This is a genomic window from Noviherbaspirillum agri (assembly GCF_054780595.1).
Map to the genome: position 1 here is coordinate 531682 of NZ_BAAGWA010000001.1, position 15117 is coordinate 546798.

18 protein-coding genes are annotated in these 15117 nt (G+C 59.0%); 13 read left to right on the plus strand and 5 right to left on the minus strand.

The genetic code is table 11. The features are described 5' to 3' along the window. Positions 1–288: 288 nt before the first annotated feature. The gene (locus ACYVIA_RS02260; protein WP_088707577.1) at positions 289–492 is read left to right on the plus strand and encodes a cold-shock protein; all 204 of its coding nucleotides are present in this window, start codon (positions 289–291) and stop codon (positions 490–492) included. Between the two features lie 130 nt (positions 493–622). Here the strand turns inward: ACYVIA_RS02260 and ACYVIA_RS02265 are convergent, their stop codons facing one another. Then, on the minus strand, positions 623–1618 hold the full coding sequence (locus ACYVIA_RS02265) for a zinc-dependent alcohol dehydrogenase family protein (RefSeq protein ID WP_460837631.1): 996 nt from the start codon (positions 1616–1618) through the stop codon (positions 623–625). A gap of 167 nt (positions 1619–1785) precedes the next feature. Here ACYVIA_RS02265 and ACYVIA_RS02270 point away from each other — a divergent pair, with 167 nt between their 5' ends. The 4 genes from ACYVIA_RS02270 (at position 1786) to ACYVIA_RS02285 (ending at position 4899) form a co-directional block, all read left to right on the plus strand. Beyond that, the gene (locus tag ACYVIA_RS02270) at positions 1786–2022 is read left to right on the plus strand and encodes a hypothetical protein (protein ID WP_460837480.1); all 237 of its coding nucleotides are present in this window, start codon (positions 1786–1788) and stop codon (positions 2020–2022) included. A gap of 3 nt (positions 2023–2025) precedes the next feature. Then, positions 2026–3141, plus strand: a complete 1116-nt coding sequence (locus ACYVIA_RS02275; RefSeq protein ID WP_460837632.1) for a methyl-accepting chemotaxis protein — start codon at positions 2026–2028, stop codon at positions 3139–3141. Positions 3142–3780: 639 nt separating this feature from the next. Then, positions 3781–4422 (plus strand): N-acetyltransferase, encoded by a 642-nt coding sequence (locus tag ACYVIA_RS02280; protein WP_460837481.1) that lies wholly within the window; start codon positions 3781–3783, stop codon positions 4420–4422. A 3-nt stretch (positions 4423–4425) separates the two neighbouring features. Continuing rightward, a complete protein-coding gene (locus tag ACYVIA_RS02285) occupies positions 4426–4899 on the plus strand; it encodes a DUF421 domain-containing protein (protein ID WP_460837484.1) in 474 nt (157 codons plus the stop codon). Positions 4900–5340: 441 nt separating this feature from the next. Here ACYVIA_RS02285 and ACYVIA_RS02290 read toward each other — a convergent pair whose 3' ends face one another. Next, entirely contained in the window at positions 5341–5808 is a 468-nt protein-coding gene (locus ACYVIA_RS02290; RefSeq protein WP_460837485.1) for a cache domain-containing protein, read from the minus strand. Positions 5809–5991: 183 nt separating this feature from the next. Continuing rightward, complete coding sequence (locus tag ACYVIA_RS02295; RefSeq protein WP_460837487.1) at positions 5992–6897, minus strand: LysR family transcriptional regulator; 906 nt, start codon at positions 6895–6897, stop codon at positions 5992–5994. A gap of 178 nt (positions 6898–7075) precedes the next feature. Between ACYVIA_RS02295 and ACYVIA_RS02300 the strand changes: the two genes are divergently transcribed. From ACYVIA_RS02300 to ACYVIA_RS02310, 3 genes are all read left to right on the plus strand, one after another. Further along, the gene (locus ACYVIA_RS02300; RefSeq protein WP_460837488.1) at positions 7076–7834 is read left to right on the plus strand and encodes a sulfite exporter TauE/SafE family protein; all 759 of its coding nucleotides are present in this window, start codon (positions 7076–7078) and stop codon (positions 7832–7834) included. 100 nt (positions 7835–7934) lie between these two features. After that, positions 7935–8159, plus strand: coding sequence for an AbrB/MazE/SpoVT family DNA-binding domain-containing protein (locus tag ACYVIA_RS02305; protein WP_460837490.1), 225 nt, complete (start codon positions 7935–7937; stop codon positions 8157–8159). Then, positions 8156–8530 carry a Fic family protein gene (locus tag ACYVIA_RS02310; RefSeq protein ID WP_460837491.1) on the plus strand — a complete coding sequence of 125 codons (375 nt, stop codon included), beginning with the start codon at positions 8156–8158 and terminating at the stop codon, positions 8528–8530. Before ACYVIA_RS02305 ends, ACYVIA_RS02310 begins: the two co-directional genes overlap by 4 nt. A 12-nt stretch (positions 8531–8542) precedes the next feature. Here ACYVIA_RS02310 and ACYVIA_RS02315 read toward each other — a convergent pair whose 3' ends face one another. Further along, on the minus strand, positions 8543–9148 hold the full coding sequence (locus ACYVIA_RS02315) for a MarC family protein (protein ID WP_460837493.1): 606 nt from the start codon (positions 9146–9148) through the stop codon (positions 8543–8545). Between the two features lie 112 nt (positions 9149–9260). Between ACYVIA_RS02315 and ACYVIA_RS02320 the strand changes: the two genes are divergently transcribed. Further along, the gene (locus ACYVIA_RS02320) at positions 9261–11516 is read left to right on the plus strand and encodes a xanthine dehydrogenase family protein molybdopterin-binding subunit (RefSeq protein ID WP_460837495.1); all 2256 of its coding nucleotides are present in this window, start codon (positions 9261–9263) and stop codon (positions 11514–11516) included. A 1-nt stretch (position 11517) separates the two neighbouring features. Here the strand turns inward: ACYVIA_RS02320 and ACYVIA_RS02325 are convergent, their stop codons facing one another. Further along, a complete protein-coding gene (locus ACYVIA_RS02325; protein WP_460837498.1) occupies positions 11518–11916 on the minus strand; it encodes a thioredoxin family protein in 399 nt (132 codons plus the stop codon). A 207-nt stretch (positions 11917–12123) separates the two neighbouring features. Here ACYVIA_RS02325 and tsaB point away from each other — a divergent pair, with 207 nt between their 5' ends. From tsaB to ACYVIA_RS02345, 4 genes are read left to right on the plus strand one after another with little or no spacing between them, the layout of a single operon-like run. Then, on the plus strand, positions 12124–12813 hold the full coding sequence (gene tsaB / locus ACYVIA_RS02330) for a tRNA (adenosine(37)-N6)-threonylcarbamoyltransferase complex dimerization subunit type 1 TsaB (protein WP_460837500.1): 690 nt from the start codon (positions 12124–12126) through the stop codon (positions 12811–12813). 59 nt (positions 12814–12872) lie between these two features. After that, a complete protein-coding gene (gene rimI, locus ACYVIA_RS02335) occupies positions 12873–13301 on the plus strand; it encodes a ribosomal protein S18-alanine N-acetyltransferase (RefSeq protein WP_460837634.1) in 429 nt (142 codons plus the stop codon). A 2-nt stretch (positions 13302–13303) separates the two neighbouring features. Next, positions 13304–14110 (plus strand): uracil-DNA glycosylase, encoded by an 807-nt coding sequence (locus ACYVIA_RS02340; protein ID WP_460837636.1) that lies wholly within the window; start codon positions 13304–13306, stop codon positions 14108–14110. Then, positions 14094–15068, plus strand: a complete 975-nt coding sequence (locus tag ACYVIA_RS02345) for a DUF1853 family protein (RefSeq protein ID WP_460837503.1) — start codon at positions 14094–14096, stop codon at positions 15066–15068. Before ACYVIA_RS02340 ends, ACYVIA_RS02345 begins: the two co-directional genes overlap by 17 nt. Positions 15069–15117: the final 49 nt, after the last annotated feature.

Consider the following 15117-nt stretch of genomic DNA (forward strand, 5'->3'; position numbering starts at 1 on the left):
CTGTTTGCATGGCGGGGCATGAAGGGAAGAGGAATTGAAATACCTCTATGCACCAACCATGCCAATGCAGGGAAGCGACTCGGGATGATGTTGCTATCGAAGAGTTTGCACGGTCCTGCCGCAGGAAGAAAACACTGCCTTGAGAATCCTTTGCCAACTTCCCGAATTTGTGCGTATAATCGGCCACCGATTGAAGTTCGAGCTAGTAGTGCAGTATTTGTCTGTCATTCTTTCTTGCTTCAAAGGATCCACCGGGCGAAAGCCCTTTTAACTGTAATAGGAAATGTAATGGCAACAGGTACTGTCAAGTGGTTCAACGACGCTAAAGGTTTTGGTTTTATTACCCCGGACGAAGGCGGCGAAGATTTGTTCGCACACTTCTCCGCGATTCAATCCAACGGCTTCAAGTCGTTGAAGGAAAATCAGCGCGTTTCTTTTGAAGTCACCACCGGCCCGAAGGGCAAACAGGCTTCCGCAATTCAGCCGCTGTAATCCAGCCCGCTGAATCAAGAAACTAAAAATCCCCGGCTTGCCGGGGATTTTTTTTCGCCGTTTTTCTGCGTGCCGGATCTTTCAGTTGGCAATTATTTACATGGCGTACATGTAAATTCGTGGCATGACATCAGCCTGTCATTTCCGGAACAAGCACCGCCGCTCCATCGAATTCACCGGCACGCAGGGCGGCCAGTGCCTGGTTGGCCCGTTCCAGCGGGAATGCCACCGGAGACGTCCGGATCTCCATTTGGCCGGCAAGCCTAAAGAATGCATCGCCGTCTGCGCGTGTCAGATTCGCGACTGAACGTACGCAGCGTTCGCCCCATAGCAGGGAATACGGAAACGCAGGGATGTCGCTCATATGGATGCCGGCGCAGACGACGATTGCTCCTTTGCCGGTAACCGAGAGCGCCTGCGGCACCAACGCTCCTAGCGGAGCGAAAATGATTGCCGCATCGAGCGGCAACGGCGGCGAGGCGTCGGATCCTCCGGCCCACACAGCGCCGAGCGTGCGAGCGAATTCCTGCGAGCGGATATCACCCGGGCGCGTAAATGCGTAGACCTCACGGCCTTGCTGCCTCGCGACTTGCGCAATGATGTGTGCGGCTGCACCAAAACCGTACAAGCCCAGTCTTTTTGCGTCTCCCGTCATTGCATACGCCCGGTAGCCGATCAGTCCCGCGCACAGCAAAGGCGCGGCCCGCAAGTCGTCGTAACGATCCGGTATAAGGAAGCAATAGCGTGCGTCTGCAACGGTGTATTGCGCATATCCGCCGTCGCGGTCGTATCCCGTAAAGTGTGCGTTGTCGCACAAGTTCTCCCGCTGCGCTGCACAGAATCCGCAGTGGCGGCAGCTTCCTCCGAGCCACGGCACACCGATGCGCGCGTCGACTGAGATGTTCTGAACCAGTTCTCCCTTGTCGACAACGATACCGACGACCTCATGTCCCATGATTAATGGCGTCTTGTGCGGCCGCAATTCCCCGTCGGCGATATGCAAATCGGTACGGCATACGCCGCATGCCGTGACGCGGATCAGGACTTCGTGCGCGGACGGGCGAGGTATGGGAACCGAGGCAAGGCGCAGCGGCGCGTGCGGGGCATCAAGCAACATGGCGCGCATGGTTCGGTCCGGCGTTGAGGAGAGAGGCGGTGTCTGCATTCTGCATTCCCCTTCATGTGGCGATGCAATCGCTTTGATGATACTCCCGCAACCATGCGACAGCATTGAATTGACCGCCGTCAAACGCGGCTATACGATGGGCAAAAAAATTTACAGGAGACAACAGAATGTTTTTTCAATTTGGCAAGAGCCGGGTAGAGCCGGAAATGGTGCCTGCGGCGCCCGCCGCCGGCACGGAGATGGAAGATGTGGTCGGGCGGGTCGCACATCAGGCATCCGGATTGGGCAAGGAGTCCGCAACGCTCAATGGCCTGATCGATGATCTCGCCGTCACGAGCAGCAGGCAGGCGGAAACCTTCAATGCGCTGGCGGCTGAAATTGATGCGATGATTCGCGCCAACTAGGCAATTGAAGAGGCGACAAAAGCAAGCAGCGAGTCGGTGCAGCGTGCCCGACAGACAGTGGAGCAGATCGGGCAGGGCGTGATCGGCGTCACCGACAATCTGGCCGACGTCGCCGATGCTGCAAGCGAGATCACGAAAATCGCGCTGCAGACCCGACTGGTCGCATTCAACGCCTCGGTGGAGGCGAAGCGCGCCGGCGAAGCAGGCCGTGGTTTCGGCGTGGTCGCCGATGCAGTGCGGGAGCTGGCAGCCAAAGTCGAACAATCCTCGAAACAGATCATGAGCACCGTCACCCAGCTCGACGCGCGCATCAAGCTGCTGGCGGACGATATCCGTGCCAGGGATGGCGACTGCAAGGGAACGGAAAGAAAGAACTCCTTCGACGCGGCCGTGTCCGAGGTCGAACGCAGTGTGGGCGGCATTGCGATCACAGCCCAGCAGAACCTGGCGGGTTGCGCCGGTGTGCTGGAATCGGTACGGGGCCTGTCGGGGCAGGTGGCAGAAACCGCGAGCGCGTTGCAGCAGGCGAGCAAACGGACGGACAGTTTCCTTTCCTTGTCCGAGGCATTGATCGAGATGGTGGCGGAAAGCGGCGTGCGTACTGAGGACACGCCATTCATCGACGCAGCGGTCGAAGCGGGCGCGAAGATCAGCAAACTGTTCGAGGAGTCCGTGCACAAAGGCGTGATCAGCATGGCGGATCTGTTCGACAGCAAGCATCAGCTGATCCCCGGCACGAGTCCGGAACAATACATGACCCGCTTCACGGAATTCACCGACCGGGCACTGCCGCCGATCCTCGAAGATATCCTGACGTGGTCGCCCAAGATCGCCTACGGCATTGCCACGGACATGCACTGCTATATCCCGACGCACAATCGCAAATGCTCCAAGCCGCAGGGGCCGGACCCGGTATGGAATCAGGCCAATTGCCGCAATCGCCGCTTTTTCCGCGGGCGGACCGAGACGGCGGCAGTCAACAACGAACGCAAGTTCCTGTTGCAGACATACCGGCGTGATATGGGAGGCGGAAACCACGTGGTGATGAAGGATCTGTCCATTCCGATCTGGGTAAATGGAAGGCACTGGGGCGCGCTGCGAGTCGGTTACCAGTTTTAGCCGGTTGTTGAAAATTTCGAGCGAGTCATCCGGTGTGTCTTGGCACACATGGAGAGTTGCATACAACCGGATGGGTGCCCCGTTCCGGCTCCGAATGCATGAGCAGTTCTGCAAGAGGCGACCGCCTCACGGGGGCGCGCTATGACATGAAAGATCTGTCTTGGAATGCGCCGAGCAACGCGCGCATCACTCGCGGCTGAATTGACTAAAAACGCAGAAACAATATACTCGGGAGCGTTAAACACTCTCATATAAGTCAGCGACGTGAACCAGGTTTGCATGTGCCGGAAACCTCAGTCCCTGCGCTTCCGTGAAGGAAGCGACTCGGTCGTCGTGTCGACTGCATCTTCCTCTGTGTGCGTGCGCGCACAACTTTCTGCTCGAAACCTCGCCCGGCTTTCCTGAGCTCGGTGAGCGTCAGGATCAAGCAGCACTTCCCCGCCTCCCGAGCCACTTTCCAAACCCTCTCTGAGGTTTCCATTGTCCGTTGGCTGCGTGCGAGCCTGATGCTCGCCGCTGCTGCATAACACTTCCGTCCGACGCGCTTGTTCCTCCTCACATCGTTGGCGTGGCGGCATTTTGCCGCATGGCTGACGAACGGGAGTGTCCGCGTTTTGTCGTTTGCAACAGGAGATGCGCATGTACTCTTTTTTCGTCCCTTTTTCATTCCCGTTTATTCCGTGGCAGCGTCCCAAGGCGCTGCGCATTGATGTGCAAGTTCCGCCGACAGATCTGCAGGAGGAACTGTCCCGGCTGTACGAGCGGCTGCATTGCCGGAACAGTGTGCTGTTCGATCTGCCTGTCTTGGATATCGCCGGCATGCCGGGCCTGCTCTTCCGTTACCGCGTGGCTGACGGGGAGCATTACATTTACGTGGAGGATCCGTTCGAGCAACGTCTGGCCGGCTACACCGTCTTCAATCGACTCATCGAGGTGAGCCGGCGTGCCGATCGCCATCTGCGCGCACCGCATTCCAGATACGCGCCGCCGTACCAGCGGCGTGGCATCGCCAGCGCGATCTATGCTTGGTGGCTGGGCACGGGCGGCTGCCTGATCACTGGTGCGCGGCAGTCAACAGGCGCAAATGCACTGTGGCATGCAATGGCCAGGGACCGCGACTTGTTTTACGTCGAATTGCGCAACAAGGAATTGATCTATCTTGGCCGTACCGTCGACGCGCATGTACAGGAAGACCTGCACACAAGAATGATCCTGCTGGCCGATGACTGGAACTTCGGGAGGCTGGCGAAAGCCGTTGGCATGCGCGGCCCAGCGAGATGACACATGGACGTCCTTTTTCAATTCGAGTATCCGTGGTGGGAAACGGTGGCACGCGGCACAGCGATCTATTTTCTGATTGCCGTCCTGTTGCGTGTGCTACCGAAACGGCAGACGGGAAACCTGGCGCCGAACGACGTGATTGCACTTGTCATTGTGGGCGACCTGGTGAGCCGTGCGATCGCCGGGGATGCGTCGAGAGCGCCGGATCTGCTGCTGCTCGTCGCCGTCGTGATCGGCTGGGATTATGTGTTCAATCTCGTCGAGTACTACTTCCCGCGCTGGCGGCGGATCGCCCAGGACACGCCCACGCTGTTGATCCACCGGGGCGAGGTCATTCGTGCCAATTTGAAGAAGGAAAAGCTGACGGAAGAGGAGCTGTGGGCCGGCTTGCGCAAGCAAGGCATCAGCGATCCTGCGTTGGTCGAGCAGGCCGTGCTGGAAGCAGACGGCCAAATCAGCGTGGTGACGAGGAAGTAAGGCCACTTGCCGGACACGGTAAATGCGTACCGCTGCCGCATTGCCGATTGCCACCGAAAAAGCCATGGGCAACCGTTCTCGGCTGCCCGCTGGTTTTATGCCTTCAGTTTTCGTGCACTGCATTGCCGTAGGCCGGGTCTGCCTTGTCAAAGTGGACCAGTTGCCGTTCCTTGATCTCCGCCGGCACGCTACCTTATGCGGCCAAACCTTGGTCAGGTCGAATGCATTCCAGCCGGTACGCGCTTCTCATGCCAGCCGCTCCTCGTCCGTCATCGCCTCGATGTAAGCGGTCCAGCGTGGATGTCGCCGTTTGCAATCGCATCGAACAGATCGCTCTGGGCGTAATCCAGATCTCAACAGGCTTTCAGTCGCATTTCCGCAGCGTGATGGAGCAAAAAGATGCGGCCGTGAAGGCCGCTTGGTTGCAGATCGATTCTGGATCTATTGCTTGTAAATGCCGGCGCCCACAATGACGTCATCGACCTTTTCAATGTAGCTCGATTTCGATTCCACGGACTTGGTCACCGGATTCGGCCATTTGTAGTCGACCCAGCCTTTGCCTTTGCTGTCGGCCAGTTCAATAAAACTCTTGATGATGTACTTGCCATGGGCGTCTCGCATCTCGAGAAGATTCTTGCCGACCATCCTGGTGGCGTTGCCGTTGCCAATCGCTTGATTGAATCCTTTGATGTCGTACACGAAGATGTACAAGTCGCGATCAACGAACTGTCCCTTCGGATCGTTAAAGGCGGCATACGCTTTGTCCTTGCCGTTTGCCTTCAGATACGCGACGGCCTTCTTTACCAGTGTGCTGGCTTCGTCGGCAGTTCCGCGCTCGGCAGCACAGGCCGCGGTGCCGATGAAGGCTGCACACAAAGTCAATGTAAGTTGCTTGAGGATGGAATTCATGGGGTCTCCTTCGGTTTTCTTGCGCTCGTGCTGCGTCAGCGATAGTCCATTCGCCTCGTTCAATCAGCAATTCGTTGCTGTAAGGCAATGGTGATTCTAGTCGCTTCTCGGAAGCCATTCTTGGACGCTGCGCGCTTTCTCGCATGAATTGTTTTCACTTGCCGACGCCGAGGGTTTTTGAAATTATCGGCGCCGCCAGTAGTCCGCCTGGGCGTAGGCATGGCGCAGAAAATCAACAAAGGCGCGGATGCGCAAAGGGAGGTGGCGACGCTGCGCAAAGACGGCGTAGATATCGTTGCCGGGGGCGGCGAATTCATCCAGCACGGTGACGAGCTTGCCGGACTCGATCTCGGTGCCGACCTCCCACATCGAGCGCCATGCCAGGCCCTTGCCAGCCAAGGCCCAATCGTGCAGTACGGCACCATCATTGCAGACCATGTTGCCGGTGACCCGCAAGGTGACGTTTTTGCCATGCTGGCGAAAGGTCCAGCCGCGCTGGCTGCCGGCGCTGCTGATGGCAAGGCAGTTATGTTTGACCAGCTCGTCGAGCGTCGTCGGTACACCATGACGCTTGATGTAGTCCGGCGAGGCGACCACGACGCGCTTGTTGTCGGCAAGCTTCACGCCAATCAAGCTCGAGTCCGACAAGGCAGCGATACGGATCGCGACGTCGATGCCTTCGCCGATGAGGTCTACGACGCGGTCGTTCAGGTTGAGGGTGACCGTGACATCGCGGTGCTGGGCGACGAAAGAAGGAATGAGCGGTGCCACGTGCTGGCGGCCAAAGCCGGCGGGTGCCGAAATCAGAAGGTGTCCGCTGGCACGGGCACTGCGCTCGGATACCGCCGCCTCGGCATTCTCGAGTTCGGTCAGGATGCGCTGGCAGTCTTCGAGGAAGGCAATACCTTCATTGGTGAGGGCGATCTTCCGGGTGGTTCTTTGCAATAGTTTTACGCCAAGCCGCTCTTCGAGCGCGTCGAGTCGCCGGCCAATCATTGCGGGTGCGATGCCTTCGGCCCGTGCGGCGGCGGACAGGCTGCCTTTGGCGGCGACATCAACAAAAGTCGAAATCTGTTTGAAGTGATCCATTGGTGCACGCTAATTCAGTTGATACTTAAACGCAATAATAAAGTGATTAAACGTTTAGTTTGTGCATATTTATATTGAAATATACTCGGCGTGAATTGTCGTTGTCTGCAGTCGTTGGTGCGACAGCGTTTGCACCGTACGCAAAAAACAGGATCGAAAACAGGATCGGAGGGGAGAAATGAGCATTTTTGAAATCGCGCTGGTTGGCATTGCCGCATTCTGTGCGGGCGCAATGAACTCGGTGGCAGGGGGCGGCACCTTCCTTTCCTTTCCTGCGTTGCTGGCGGTTGGTGTGCCGCCGGTCGCTGCCAATGCCAGCAACTCGGTCGCACTTTGGCCGGCGAGCCTGTCCGGTGCATGGGCTTATCGGCAGGAGCTCGCGCGATACAAGCGTTACCTCATCCCGCTGGGGATTATTTCTTTTCTCGGCGGCATTGCCGGCGGCCTGCTGCTGCTGGCGACGAAGGACAACACATTTTCCAAGCTGATACCGTGGCTGCTGCTGTTTGCCACAGTGCTGTTCGCCTTTTCCGGGCAGCTTTCGACGTTGCTGCGCCGTGCGAAGACGCATCAGCCGGGGAATACGGCAACCTCGCTTGCCGGCCATGCGGTCGTATCGGTGTATGGTGGCTTCTTCGGCGCGGGCATGGGCATCCTGATGCTCGCCAGCCTCGCCATGTCAGGCCATGATGACGTGCATGAGATCAATGCGATCAAGAATCTGCTGTCGGCGGTAATTTACAGCGTCACTGTCCTCACTTTCGTCATCGCCGGTGCTGTGAGCTGGCCGCATACGTTCACCATGCTGGTCACGGCGACGCTGGGCGGTTACTGGGGGGCGACCGTCGCGCGGAAGATCCCCGCACTATGGCTTCGCCGGTTCATCATCACTGTCGGCTTTACCCTGACCATCTTCTATTTCTACAAGACGATCTGAACGGCAGCGCTCGACACACATCTCGCTTGTTGACGTATCGCGTTGATTTTTCACGCGCCATGAATACCATGGAGAGCATTCGGATGCGACAGGAATGTTCATGCATGCAATCAAACTGATACAGGTCGGCGAGTCGGTCGGCCTGGCCTTGCCCCAGGAGGTGGTGGCCAGGCTGAAATGCAATGTGGGTTCAACCGTATTCCTGACCGAAACGGCAGGCGGCTTGTTGTTGACTACCGATAATCCCGCGATACAGGACCAGCTTGAGGCAGGGCGTGCATTTATCCGCGATTACCGCGATGCATTGCGCTTGTTAAGCAAATGAACCTGCGCTCCATCGATCCCGAAGCGCTGCTGCTGTTGCAGCGGGAATGCCTGGGCGATCTTCCCGGTAAACGCGATACACCGGACACGACGCTTCTCGCTCAGGCCTTCGCCTATCCATTGCACCAGGCAGTCGAGCAGCGTGCCGATGTCGCTGACCTCGCCGCAGCCTATGCGGCAGGCATCCTGAAATACCGTCCCTTCGTAGTCGGCAATGAGCATGCTGCATTACTGGCGATGGGGCTGTTTTTGTACCTGAATAACTGGCAGTTGAATGCTTCTTCAGAAGAAGCTGCGCATGTGATACGGCAGGGGAGCATCGCCGAACTCGACGTGGACGAGCTCGCAAACTGGGTCCGGAGCAAGCTGTAACGGACCTTGATATCAGGCCTGGAGCGACTGCACATACGCCCTGATTCCGGCCAGCAGCATCTCTACAGCCATCGCCGTCAGTATCAGCCCCATCAGGCGTTCGAATGCCGTCATCACTCTCGGCCCCGCGACGCGCTGCATGCGTTCCGCACTGAGGAGCACGATCAGCCACACTACCGCAACCAGGGACAGCACAGCGACATGGAGCAGGGTTTTCGCCGCATTCGTCGAAGAAAACAGCAGCACCGTCACCAGCGCGGACGGGCCGGCCAGTGCCGGAATGGCCAAGGGGACGATAAACGGTTCGCCCGCAGTCTCCGGGTCGCCAAAAACGCCGCCGGGTTGCGGAAAAACCATGCGCAGCGCAATCAGGAACAGGATCACGCCGCCGCCGATGCGCAACGCGATGTCACTCAGTTGCAGCGCCGTCAGGAAGTGGCGCCCGAAGAACATGAACAGGAGCAGGAGCAGGAAAGCGATCGCGCATTCCCGCACGATTACGCGCCCGCGTCGTTCGGGCGGCACATTGGCCAATGCGCTCGCGAACAATGGCACATTGCCGAACGGATCCGTCACCAGCAGCAGAATGATGAAGGACTGAAAAAAACTCTGGGTCATCTTGTTTTGGGTTGAAAAGGATGTAGAGGATGTGCTCGGTTCTCCCCGAGCAAAGGGGTGGGGGATTCAAGTAGCATGCCACAAACACCACAAAACTAAATACGGAGGAGCCATGCAGTCGACCAAACCCGAAAAGCGTTCGCGCCGTCGATTTATCCTCGGCGGCCTGGGCACTGCCGGCGCTTTGATCGTTGGCTGGGGCGTGATGCCCACCCGTCAGCGTCTGTACACCGCAAAGAGCCTGCCGACGAAGGAAGGTGAAGTTGCATTGAACGGCTGGGTCAAGATCGCCAGGGACGGGATCGTGACCGTTGCGATGCCGCAGTGCGAGATGGGGCAGGGCGTGTATAGCGCGCTGCCGATGCTGGTGGCGGAGGAGCTTGATGTACCGCTGTCGATGGTACAGATCGAGCGTGCTCCGCTCGACAAGATCTTCGGCAATGTCGCCATGCTGCAGGATGGATTGCCGTTTCATCCGGATGGCGCGGGTACATTCAAGGAAGTGGCGCGCTGGCTGACCGGCAAGACGGCGCGCGAACTCGGATTGATGGTCACCGGCGGTTCTTCCTCGGTCAAGGACACATGGCATCCGATGCGCGAAGCCGGTGCCACGGCCCGTGCGATGCTGGTCGCAGCCGCTGCGAAAGAGTGGAATGTCCCTGCGTCGGAATGCACGACCGCAAACGGTTCGGTCCTGCATGCGAGCGGCAAGCGCGCTGCGTACGGCCAACTGGCTGCAAAGGCGATTGACAGCGCACCCGACGCCATCCGCCTGAAGGACCCGAAAGACTTCAAGCTGATCGGCACGTCGCAACCGCGGCGCGATTCCGCTGCCAAGGTGAACGGCACAGCGGGTTTCGGTCTGGATGCGCGCCCTGACGGCCTCGTCTATGCCGCCGTCAGGATGTCACCGACGATTGGCGGCACGGTGCGGGCATTCGAGGCCGATGCCGTCAAGGCGATGCCGGGTGTGATCCGCATCGTGGATTTCTCGGGTGCTGCACCCGGCATGACGGGCGTCGCCGTGCTGGCAAAGTTCTATTGGCAGGCCAAGCAGGCGGTAACGGCCTTGCCGGTGACGTGGAACGATGGTCTGCACGCAAAGCTGTCCACCGCGGCTGTGTTTGAAGAGCTGCGTGCAAAACTGGATACCGAATCCGGATTTACCTATTACCACGTAGGCGAGCCGCAAGCAGAAAAGGTGGCGAAAGACCTGAAAGCGGAATACACGGCGCCTTTCCTCGCACATGCGACGATGGAGCCGATCAACTGCACCGCCCAGGTCAGGGATGGCAAGGTGACAGTGTGGGTTCCGACGCAGGTCCCCAGCATCGCAGCCGACACGGCAGCCAAGGTCGCGAATGTCAATGCGGAGGATGTGACACTGCATGTCACCTACCTCGGCGGCGGATTCGGGCGGAGGCTGGAAATCGACATGGTGGCGCAGGCTGTGGCCATCGCGATGACGACCGGCGGCGCACCGGTGCAGGTGATCTGGAGCCGCGAGGAGGACATGCAGCATGACATGTACCGACCTGCCGCGGTGGCGCGCTTCACCGCATCGGTGGACGCAGAGGGCAACGTTGTCGCCTATGACAACAAGCTTGCGTCAGGCTCCATTACGCATCAGGTCCTGGAGCGCACATTCGGGTTGATGGGTGCGGGGCCGGACAAGACGACGGCCGAGGGGGCATTCGACATGCCTTACGAATTTGCGCACCAGCGCATTGCGCATGTGACGGTGCCGACGCCGGTACCGCTCGGTTACTGGCGCTCCGTGGGGCATTCGCACAACGCATTTTTCAAGGAAAGCTTCATCGACGAGATGGCGCATGCCGCGGGCAAGGATCCGGTCGAGTTTCGACGCAGCTACCTCAAGAAGCATCCACGCCATCGTGCGGTGCTCGACGCTGCAGTGGCAAAGGCGGGAAAGCCGGCGTCCGGACACGCGCATGGTGTCGCGCTGCACCAGTCGTTCGGTTCCATTGTCGCCCAGGTCGCAGAAGTGTCTCTGGAGGGTAGCGAAATCCGCGTGCACAAGGTGACGTGCGCCATTGACTGCGGAATTGCGGTCAATCCCAACATCATCGCCCAGCAGATGGAGTCCTCCGTGATTTTCGGCCTGAGTGCAGCCTTGTTCGGCGAAGTGACGCTCAAGGATGGCAAGGTACAGCAGCAGAATTTCCACGACTACCCGGTATTGCGAATGAACCAGGCACCGGTGGTAGAGACGGTCATGATCAGGAATGCGGAGCCGCCAGAAGGCGTCGGAGAGCCGGGCACGCCTCCAATTGCGCCTGCAGTGGCAAATGCAGTGTTTACACTGACCGGCAAACGCCTGCGCAGCTTGCCGTTACGCCTGGCTTGAGCTAAATGCCGGCTTCATCCAGCAAGCTGCGCAAATTACAGTCGCGCTGCCACGCGGCACGCTCCGGCGAGCTGGCTGCCTCGGAACGCAATTCAGCATCGCTTTTTTCTGCCTGTGCCTGAATCAGGCGGTCAGCAAGTTTTGCTTCTGGCAACACGGTACCGAAGAACGCCACACGGTCTCGGCGCTGTATCAACAAGGTCGGGAAGTTCTCGACGTCGATATCGCCGATGAAGTCCGCCTGGTCCTCGATATCGATCCACACAAAGCGCTTGTCCGGATGTTGGGTGGCCAAATTGTCAAAGCTGCTGCGGTAGGCGCGGCATGTGTCGCACCAAGCGGCACAAAGGCAGGCAACGACCCAGGTGTCTTCGTCGAGCCACTCGGCCAGTTGTGCCATGTTATGGCTTTCCAGTGTGATCGCGGATTGTTGCATGGTAAGCATCAGGTTGGCGTGGGTGCATATTGTACGGGATGCCAATTGCTTCTGTGCCTGCAACTCTCCTCGCAGCCTTGACAGTTCGGCCTCGCTTGCCAAGCCGACATGCACGGTTTCTCCCGTAATTTGTCATCACGCCCAACGGAGAGGGCACGGTAAAATATCGGCATGCCTACGATTCTCGCCATTGAAACCTCCTCCGAACTTGCCTCCGTCGCGCTGCTGCATCGCGGAGACCTCATTGCGCATGAAGCGGAGGGCGTGCAAACCCATTCCCAGACATTGTTGCCGATGGTGCAGGCCTTGCTTGCCCAAGCGGGGATAGGATTGGCACAATGCGACGCCATCGCGTTTGGCGCCGGGCCGGGAGCATTCACCGGAGTGCGCACGGCCTGCGGTGCGGCGCAAGGGCTGGCGTTCGGCCTTGATTTGCCCGTTGTACCGGTCGTTACGCTTGAGGCAATGGCCCAGGCTTGCCGCGATCGTTGTACTGCGACCGACGTTTTGGTTGTCCTCGACGCCCGCATGGAAGAAGTGTACTGGGCGCAGTACCGTTATGAAGACGGATGGCAAGTGGTGACGCCACCTGCGTTGTCCTCTCCCGAAGAGGTCGTCGCCCGCGGACCGGTAGTCGCCTGCGGCAATGGATTGATTTCCTACGCCTCGACGTTTGATGCCATGCCGTTCGCAAAGGATGCAAAAACGGACGTGATGCCGCATGCGCGCCAGGTGGCCCAGCTTGCACAACACGCACTGGCAAGCGGGCGGACGGTCAGCGCACGCGAGGCGCAGCCGATTTACCTGCGCAACAAGGTGGCGCTCACGACGGTCGAGCGTTTGGCCAAGGTGGCTGCGTGAGTGCTGTGTACCAGGACATCGCATGCGCGGGAGAGTCGTCCGGGCTGCGTTTTGCGCCGATGCAGGTCAACGATCTGCCGGAAGTAATGAATATCGAGAACAGCGTCTATCCGCATCCGTGGACGCGCGGCAATTTCCTCGACTCGCTGTATAGCGGATACCAGGCCTGGACTGTGCGCGAGACGTCCGGTGCGCTGGCTGGATATTTCCTGTTGATGCTTGCAGTGGACGAGGCGCACCTGCTGAATATCAGCGTTCGGCGCGACCTGCATGGGCATGGAGTCGGGCGACTGCAGCTGGACAGGATCGTTGCCATTGCCAAGGAAAACGGCATGAGCTCAGTGCTGCTTGAGGTGCGGCCATCCAATATCCGCGCGCTAGCTGTGTACCAGCGCTACGGCTTCATGCAGATCGGGGTACGCAAGGGCTATTACCCGGCCGTCGGCAACACCCGGGAGGACGCAATCGTGATGAGGTTTCATATATGACGATGTCGATGGATGAACGCCGGCTTGCATTTCTGCAGGAGATCGGTATCGGGCCTGTATGGCAGCGCCGCGCCACTCCAGCAACCCCGGACACCTTCACTGTCGAAACGGTTGCGAATGAATCCACGCAGGCTGGTGCCGCAGCTGATGCGCCACCGATCGACATGCCGGAACCGTTCTTCCCGCAAGACAGTCTTGTTCTTGACGATGGGATGGCGCAGGATGAGGTCGCCGGAATGGGCTGGGAGCAACTCAGGAAGACCGTGGCCAGCTGCACCAGGTGCGGACTGTGCCGTGGCAGAACCAATACGGTGTTCGGCGTTGGCGACGAGACGGCAAAGTGGCTCTTCATTGGCGAGGGACCGGGGCGCAATGAGGACCTCAAGGGCGAGCCTTTCGTTGGCCCGGCGGGCAAGCTGCTCGATAACATGCTGCTCGCGATGGGCGTCAAACGCGGAGAGAACGCCTATATCGCCAACATCGTCAAATGCCGCCCCACTGATGACAGCGGACGCGATCGTCCGCCGACACCGGCCGAAGCCGCGGCATGCCTGCCGTATCTGCGACGGCAGATCGATCTGATCCAGCCGACTGTTCTTGTCGCGCTTGGCAAGACGGCCGCCATTTCGTTGCTGGGACTCGATGCCGAGACGCCGGTTTCCAAATTGCGCGGGACGGTGCATCGCTATGCCGGAAAACCGCTGGTCGTTACCTACCACCCAGCTTATCTGCTGCGCAATCTGGTCGACAAAAAGAAAACGTGGGCCGATCTGTGCCTCGCGATGGCGACCTATGCAGGCGCCGAGTGACAACACGCTCCAGTCGTTTCAGGCACAGTTCCACCGGCGCTGGAATCACCTGATCGACCCGCACGTCCGGACCCTGGCATGGCTGCTCGATGCGCCGGACTTGCTTGATTCTTCTGCCGAGCTGTGGCGTGGCCGCATTGCCACACTTGGTCCGCTTGATGACGATGCGCTAGTCTGGCTAAACGCGATTGACCGTGCACCGGCCGATCTGCACGCCTTCCTCGACCTGCAACCCTTCACCCGCCTCGGCCGCTATGCTGAAAAACTGATGGCGTTCTACCTCGAGCATTGCGGCACCCTTGTCGCCCATGGAGTGCAGGTGCGCGCCGGGAAGAACGAAACCGTCGGCGAATTCGATTTCCTGGTGCGTCATGGACAAGACCTTGTGCATTGGGAGTTCGCAACGAAGCTCTATCTGCTGGAGTCGAGCGGCCACGGGCGCCATGCCGACTATTTCGTCGGTCCGAACCTGGCCGATACCTTGGGAGCAAAAATCCGGAAGATCATGGACCGCCAGTTGTCCTTGTCACAGCATCCGGCTGCGCAGCAACTCCTTACCGAGCAGATCGCGCGTGCACAAGCCCTTGTCAAAGGTTGGCTGTTTTATCACGGACGAACGCCCGTGCCTGAGCTGCCGCAGGGAGTTGCGCTTGCGCATTGCCGCGGCTTCTGGCTGGAGCAAAAGGAGTTCGGGAGACTCAGTGAAAGCGGAGCAGGGCGATTTGTGATGCTGCCGCGACTCAGTTGGCTGGCTCCTGCCAAAACATCGATCGAGAACGCCTTGGACGCCGCTGCTTTGAATTCGTCACTGACGAATCATTTTGAGCAACACCATACCCCGGTGCTGATCGCAATTGTCGAGCGACACGGAAACGACATGCTGGAGACGGATCGCGGCTTTATCGTGCCTGACGATTGGCGCAGCCGCGCCGAGTCGAGCATCACATATTCTGCTTGAGACGGGCTCACGGCTGACGGCTTTTATTCAGCGAACGTGTTGCCGCTAT

Coding starts and splice junctions, on each gene's coding strand:
- ACYVIA_RS02280 (WP_460837481.1), top strand. CDS start 3,781: ATGTACTCTTTTTTCGTCCCTTTTTCATTCCCGTTTATTCCGTGGCAG.
- tsaB (WP_460837500.1), top strand. CDS start 12,124: ATGCCTACGATTCTCGCCATTGAAACCTCCTCCGAACTTGCCTCCGTC.
- ACYVIA_RS02270 (WP_460837480.1), top strand. CDS start 1,786: ATGTTTTTTCAATTTGGCAAGAGCCGGGTAGAGCCGGAAATGGTGCCT.
- ACYVIA_RS02325 (WP_460837498.1), bottom strand. CDS start 11,916: ATGGCACAACTGGCCGAGTGGCTCGACGAAGACACCTGGGTCGTTGCC.
- ACYVIA_RS02310 (WP_460837491.1), top strand. CDS start 8,156: ATGAACCTGCGCTCCATCGATCCCGAAGCGCTGCTGCTGTTGCAGCGG.
- ACYVIA_RS02285 (WP_460837484.1), top strand. CDS start 4,426: ATGGACGTCCTTTTTCAATTCGAGTATCCGTGGTGGGAAACGGTGGCA.
- ACYVIA_RS02320 (WP_460837495.1), top strand. CDS start 9,261: ATGCAGTCGACCAAACCCGAAAAGCGTTCGCGCCGTCGATTTATCCTC.
- rimI (WP_460837634.1), top strand. CDS start 12,873: ATGCAGGTCAACGATCTGCCGGAAGTAATGAATATCGAGAACAGCGTC.
- ACYVIA_RS02260 (WP_088707577.1), top strand. CDS start 289: ATGGCAACAGGTACTGTCAAGTGGTTCAACGACGCTAAAGGTTTTGGT.
- ACYVIA_RS02340 (WP_460837636.1), top strand. CDS start 13,304: ATGTCGATGGATGAACGCCGGCTTGCATTTCTGCAGGAGATCGGTATC.
- ACYVIA_RS02305 (WP_460837490.1), top strand. CDS start 7,935: ATGCATGCAATCAAACTGATACAGGTCGGCGAGTCGGTCGGCCTGGCC.
- ACYVIA_RS02315 (WP_460837493.1), bottom strand. CDS start 9,148: ATGACCCAGAGTTTTTTTCAGTCCTTCATCATTCTGCTGCTGGTGACG.
- ACYVIA_RS02290 (WP_460837485.1), bottom strand. CDS start 5,808: ATGAATTCCATCCTCAAGCAACTTACATTGACTTTGTGTGCAGCCTTC.
- ACYVIA_RS02295 (WP_460837487.1), bottom strand. CDS start 6,897: ATGGATCACTTCAAACAGATTTCGACTTTTGTTGATGTCGCCGCCAAA.
- ACYVIA_RS02265 (WP_460837631.1), bottom strand. CDS start 1,618: ATGCGCGCCATGTTGCTTGATGCCCCGCACGCGCCGCTGCGCCTTGCC.
- ACYVIA_RS02300 (WP_460837488.1), top strand. CDS start 7,076: ATGAGCATTTTTGAAATCGCGCTGGTTGGCATTGCCGCATTCTGTGCG.
- ACYVIA_RS02345 (WP_460837503.1), top strand. CDS start 14,094: ATGCAGGCGCCGAGTGACAACACGCTCCAGTCGTTTCAGGCACAGTTC.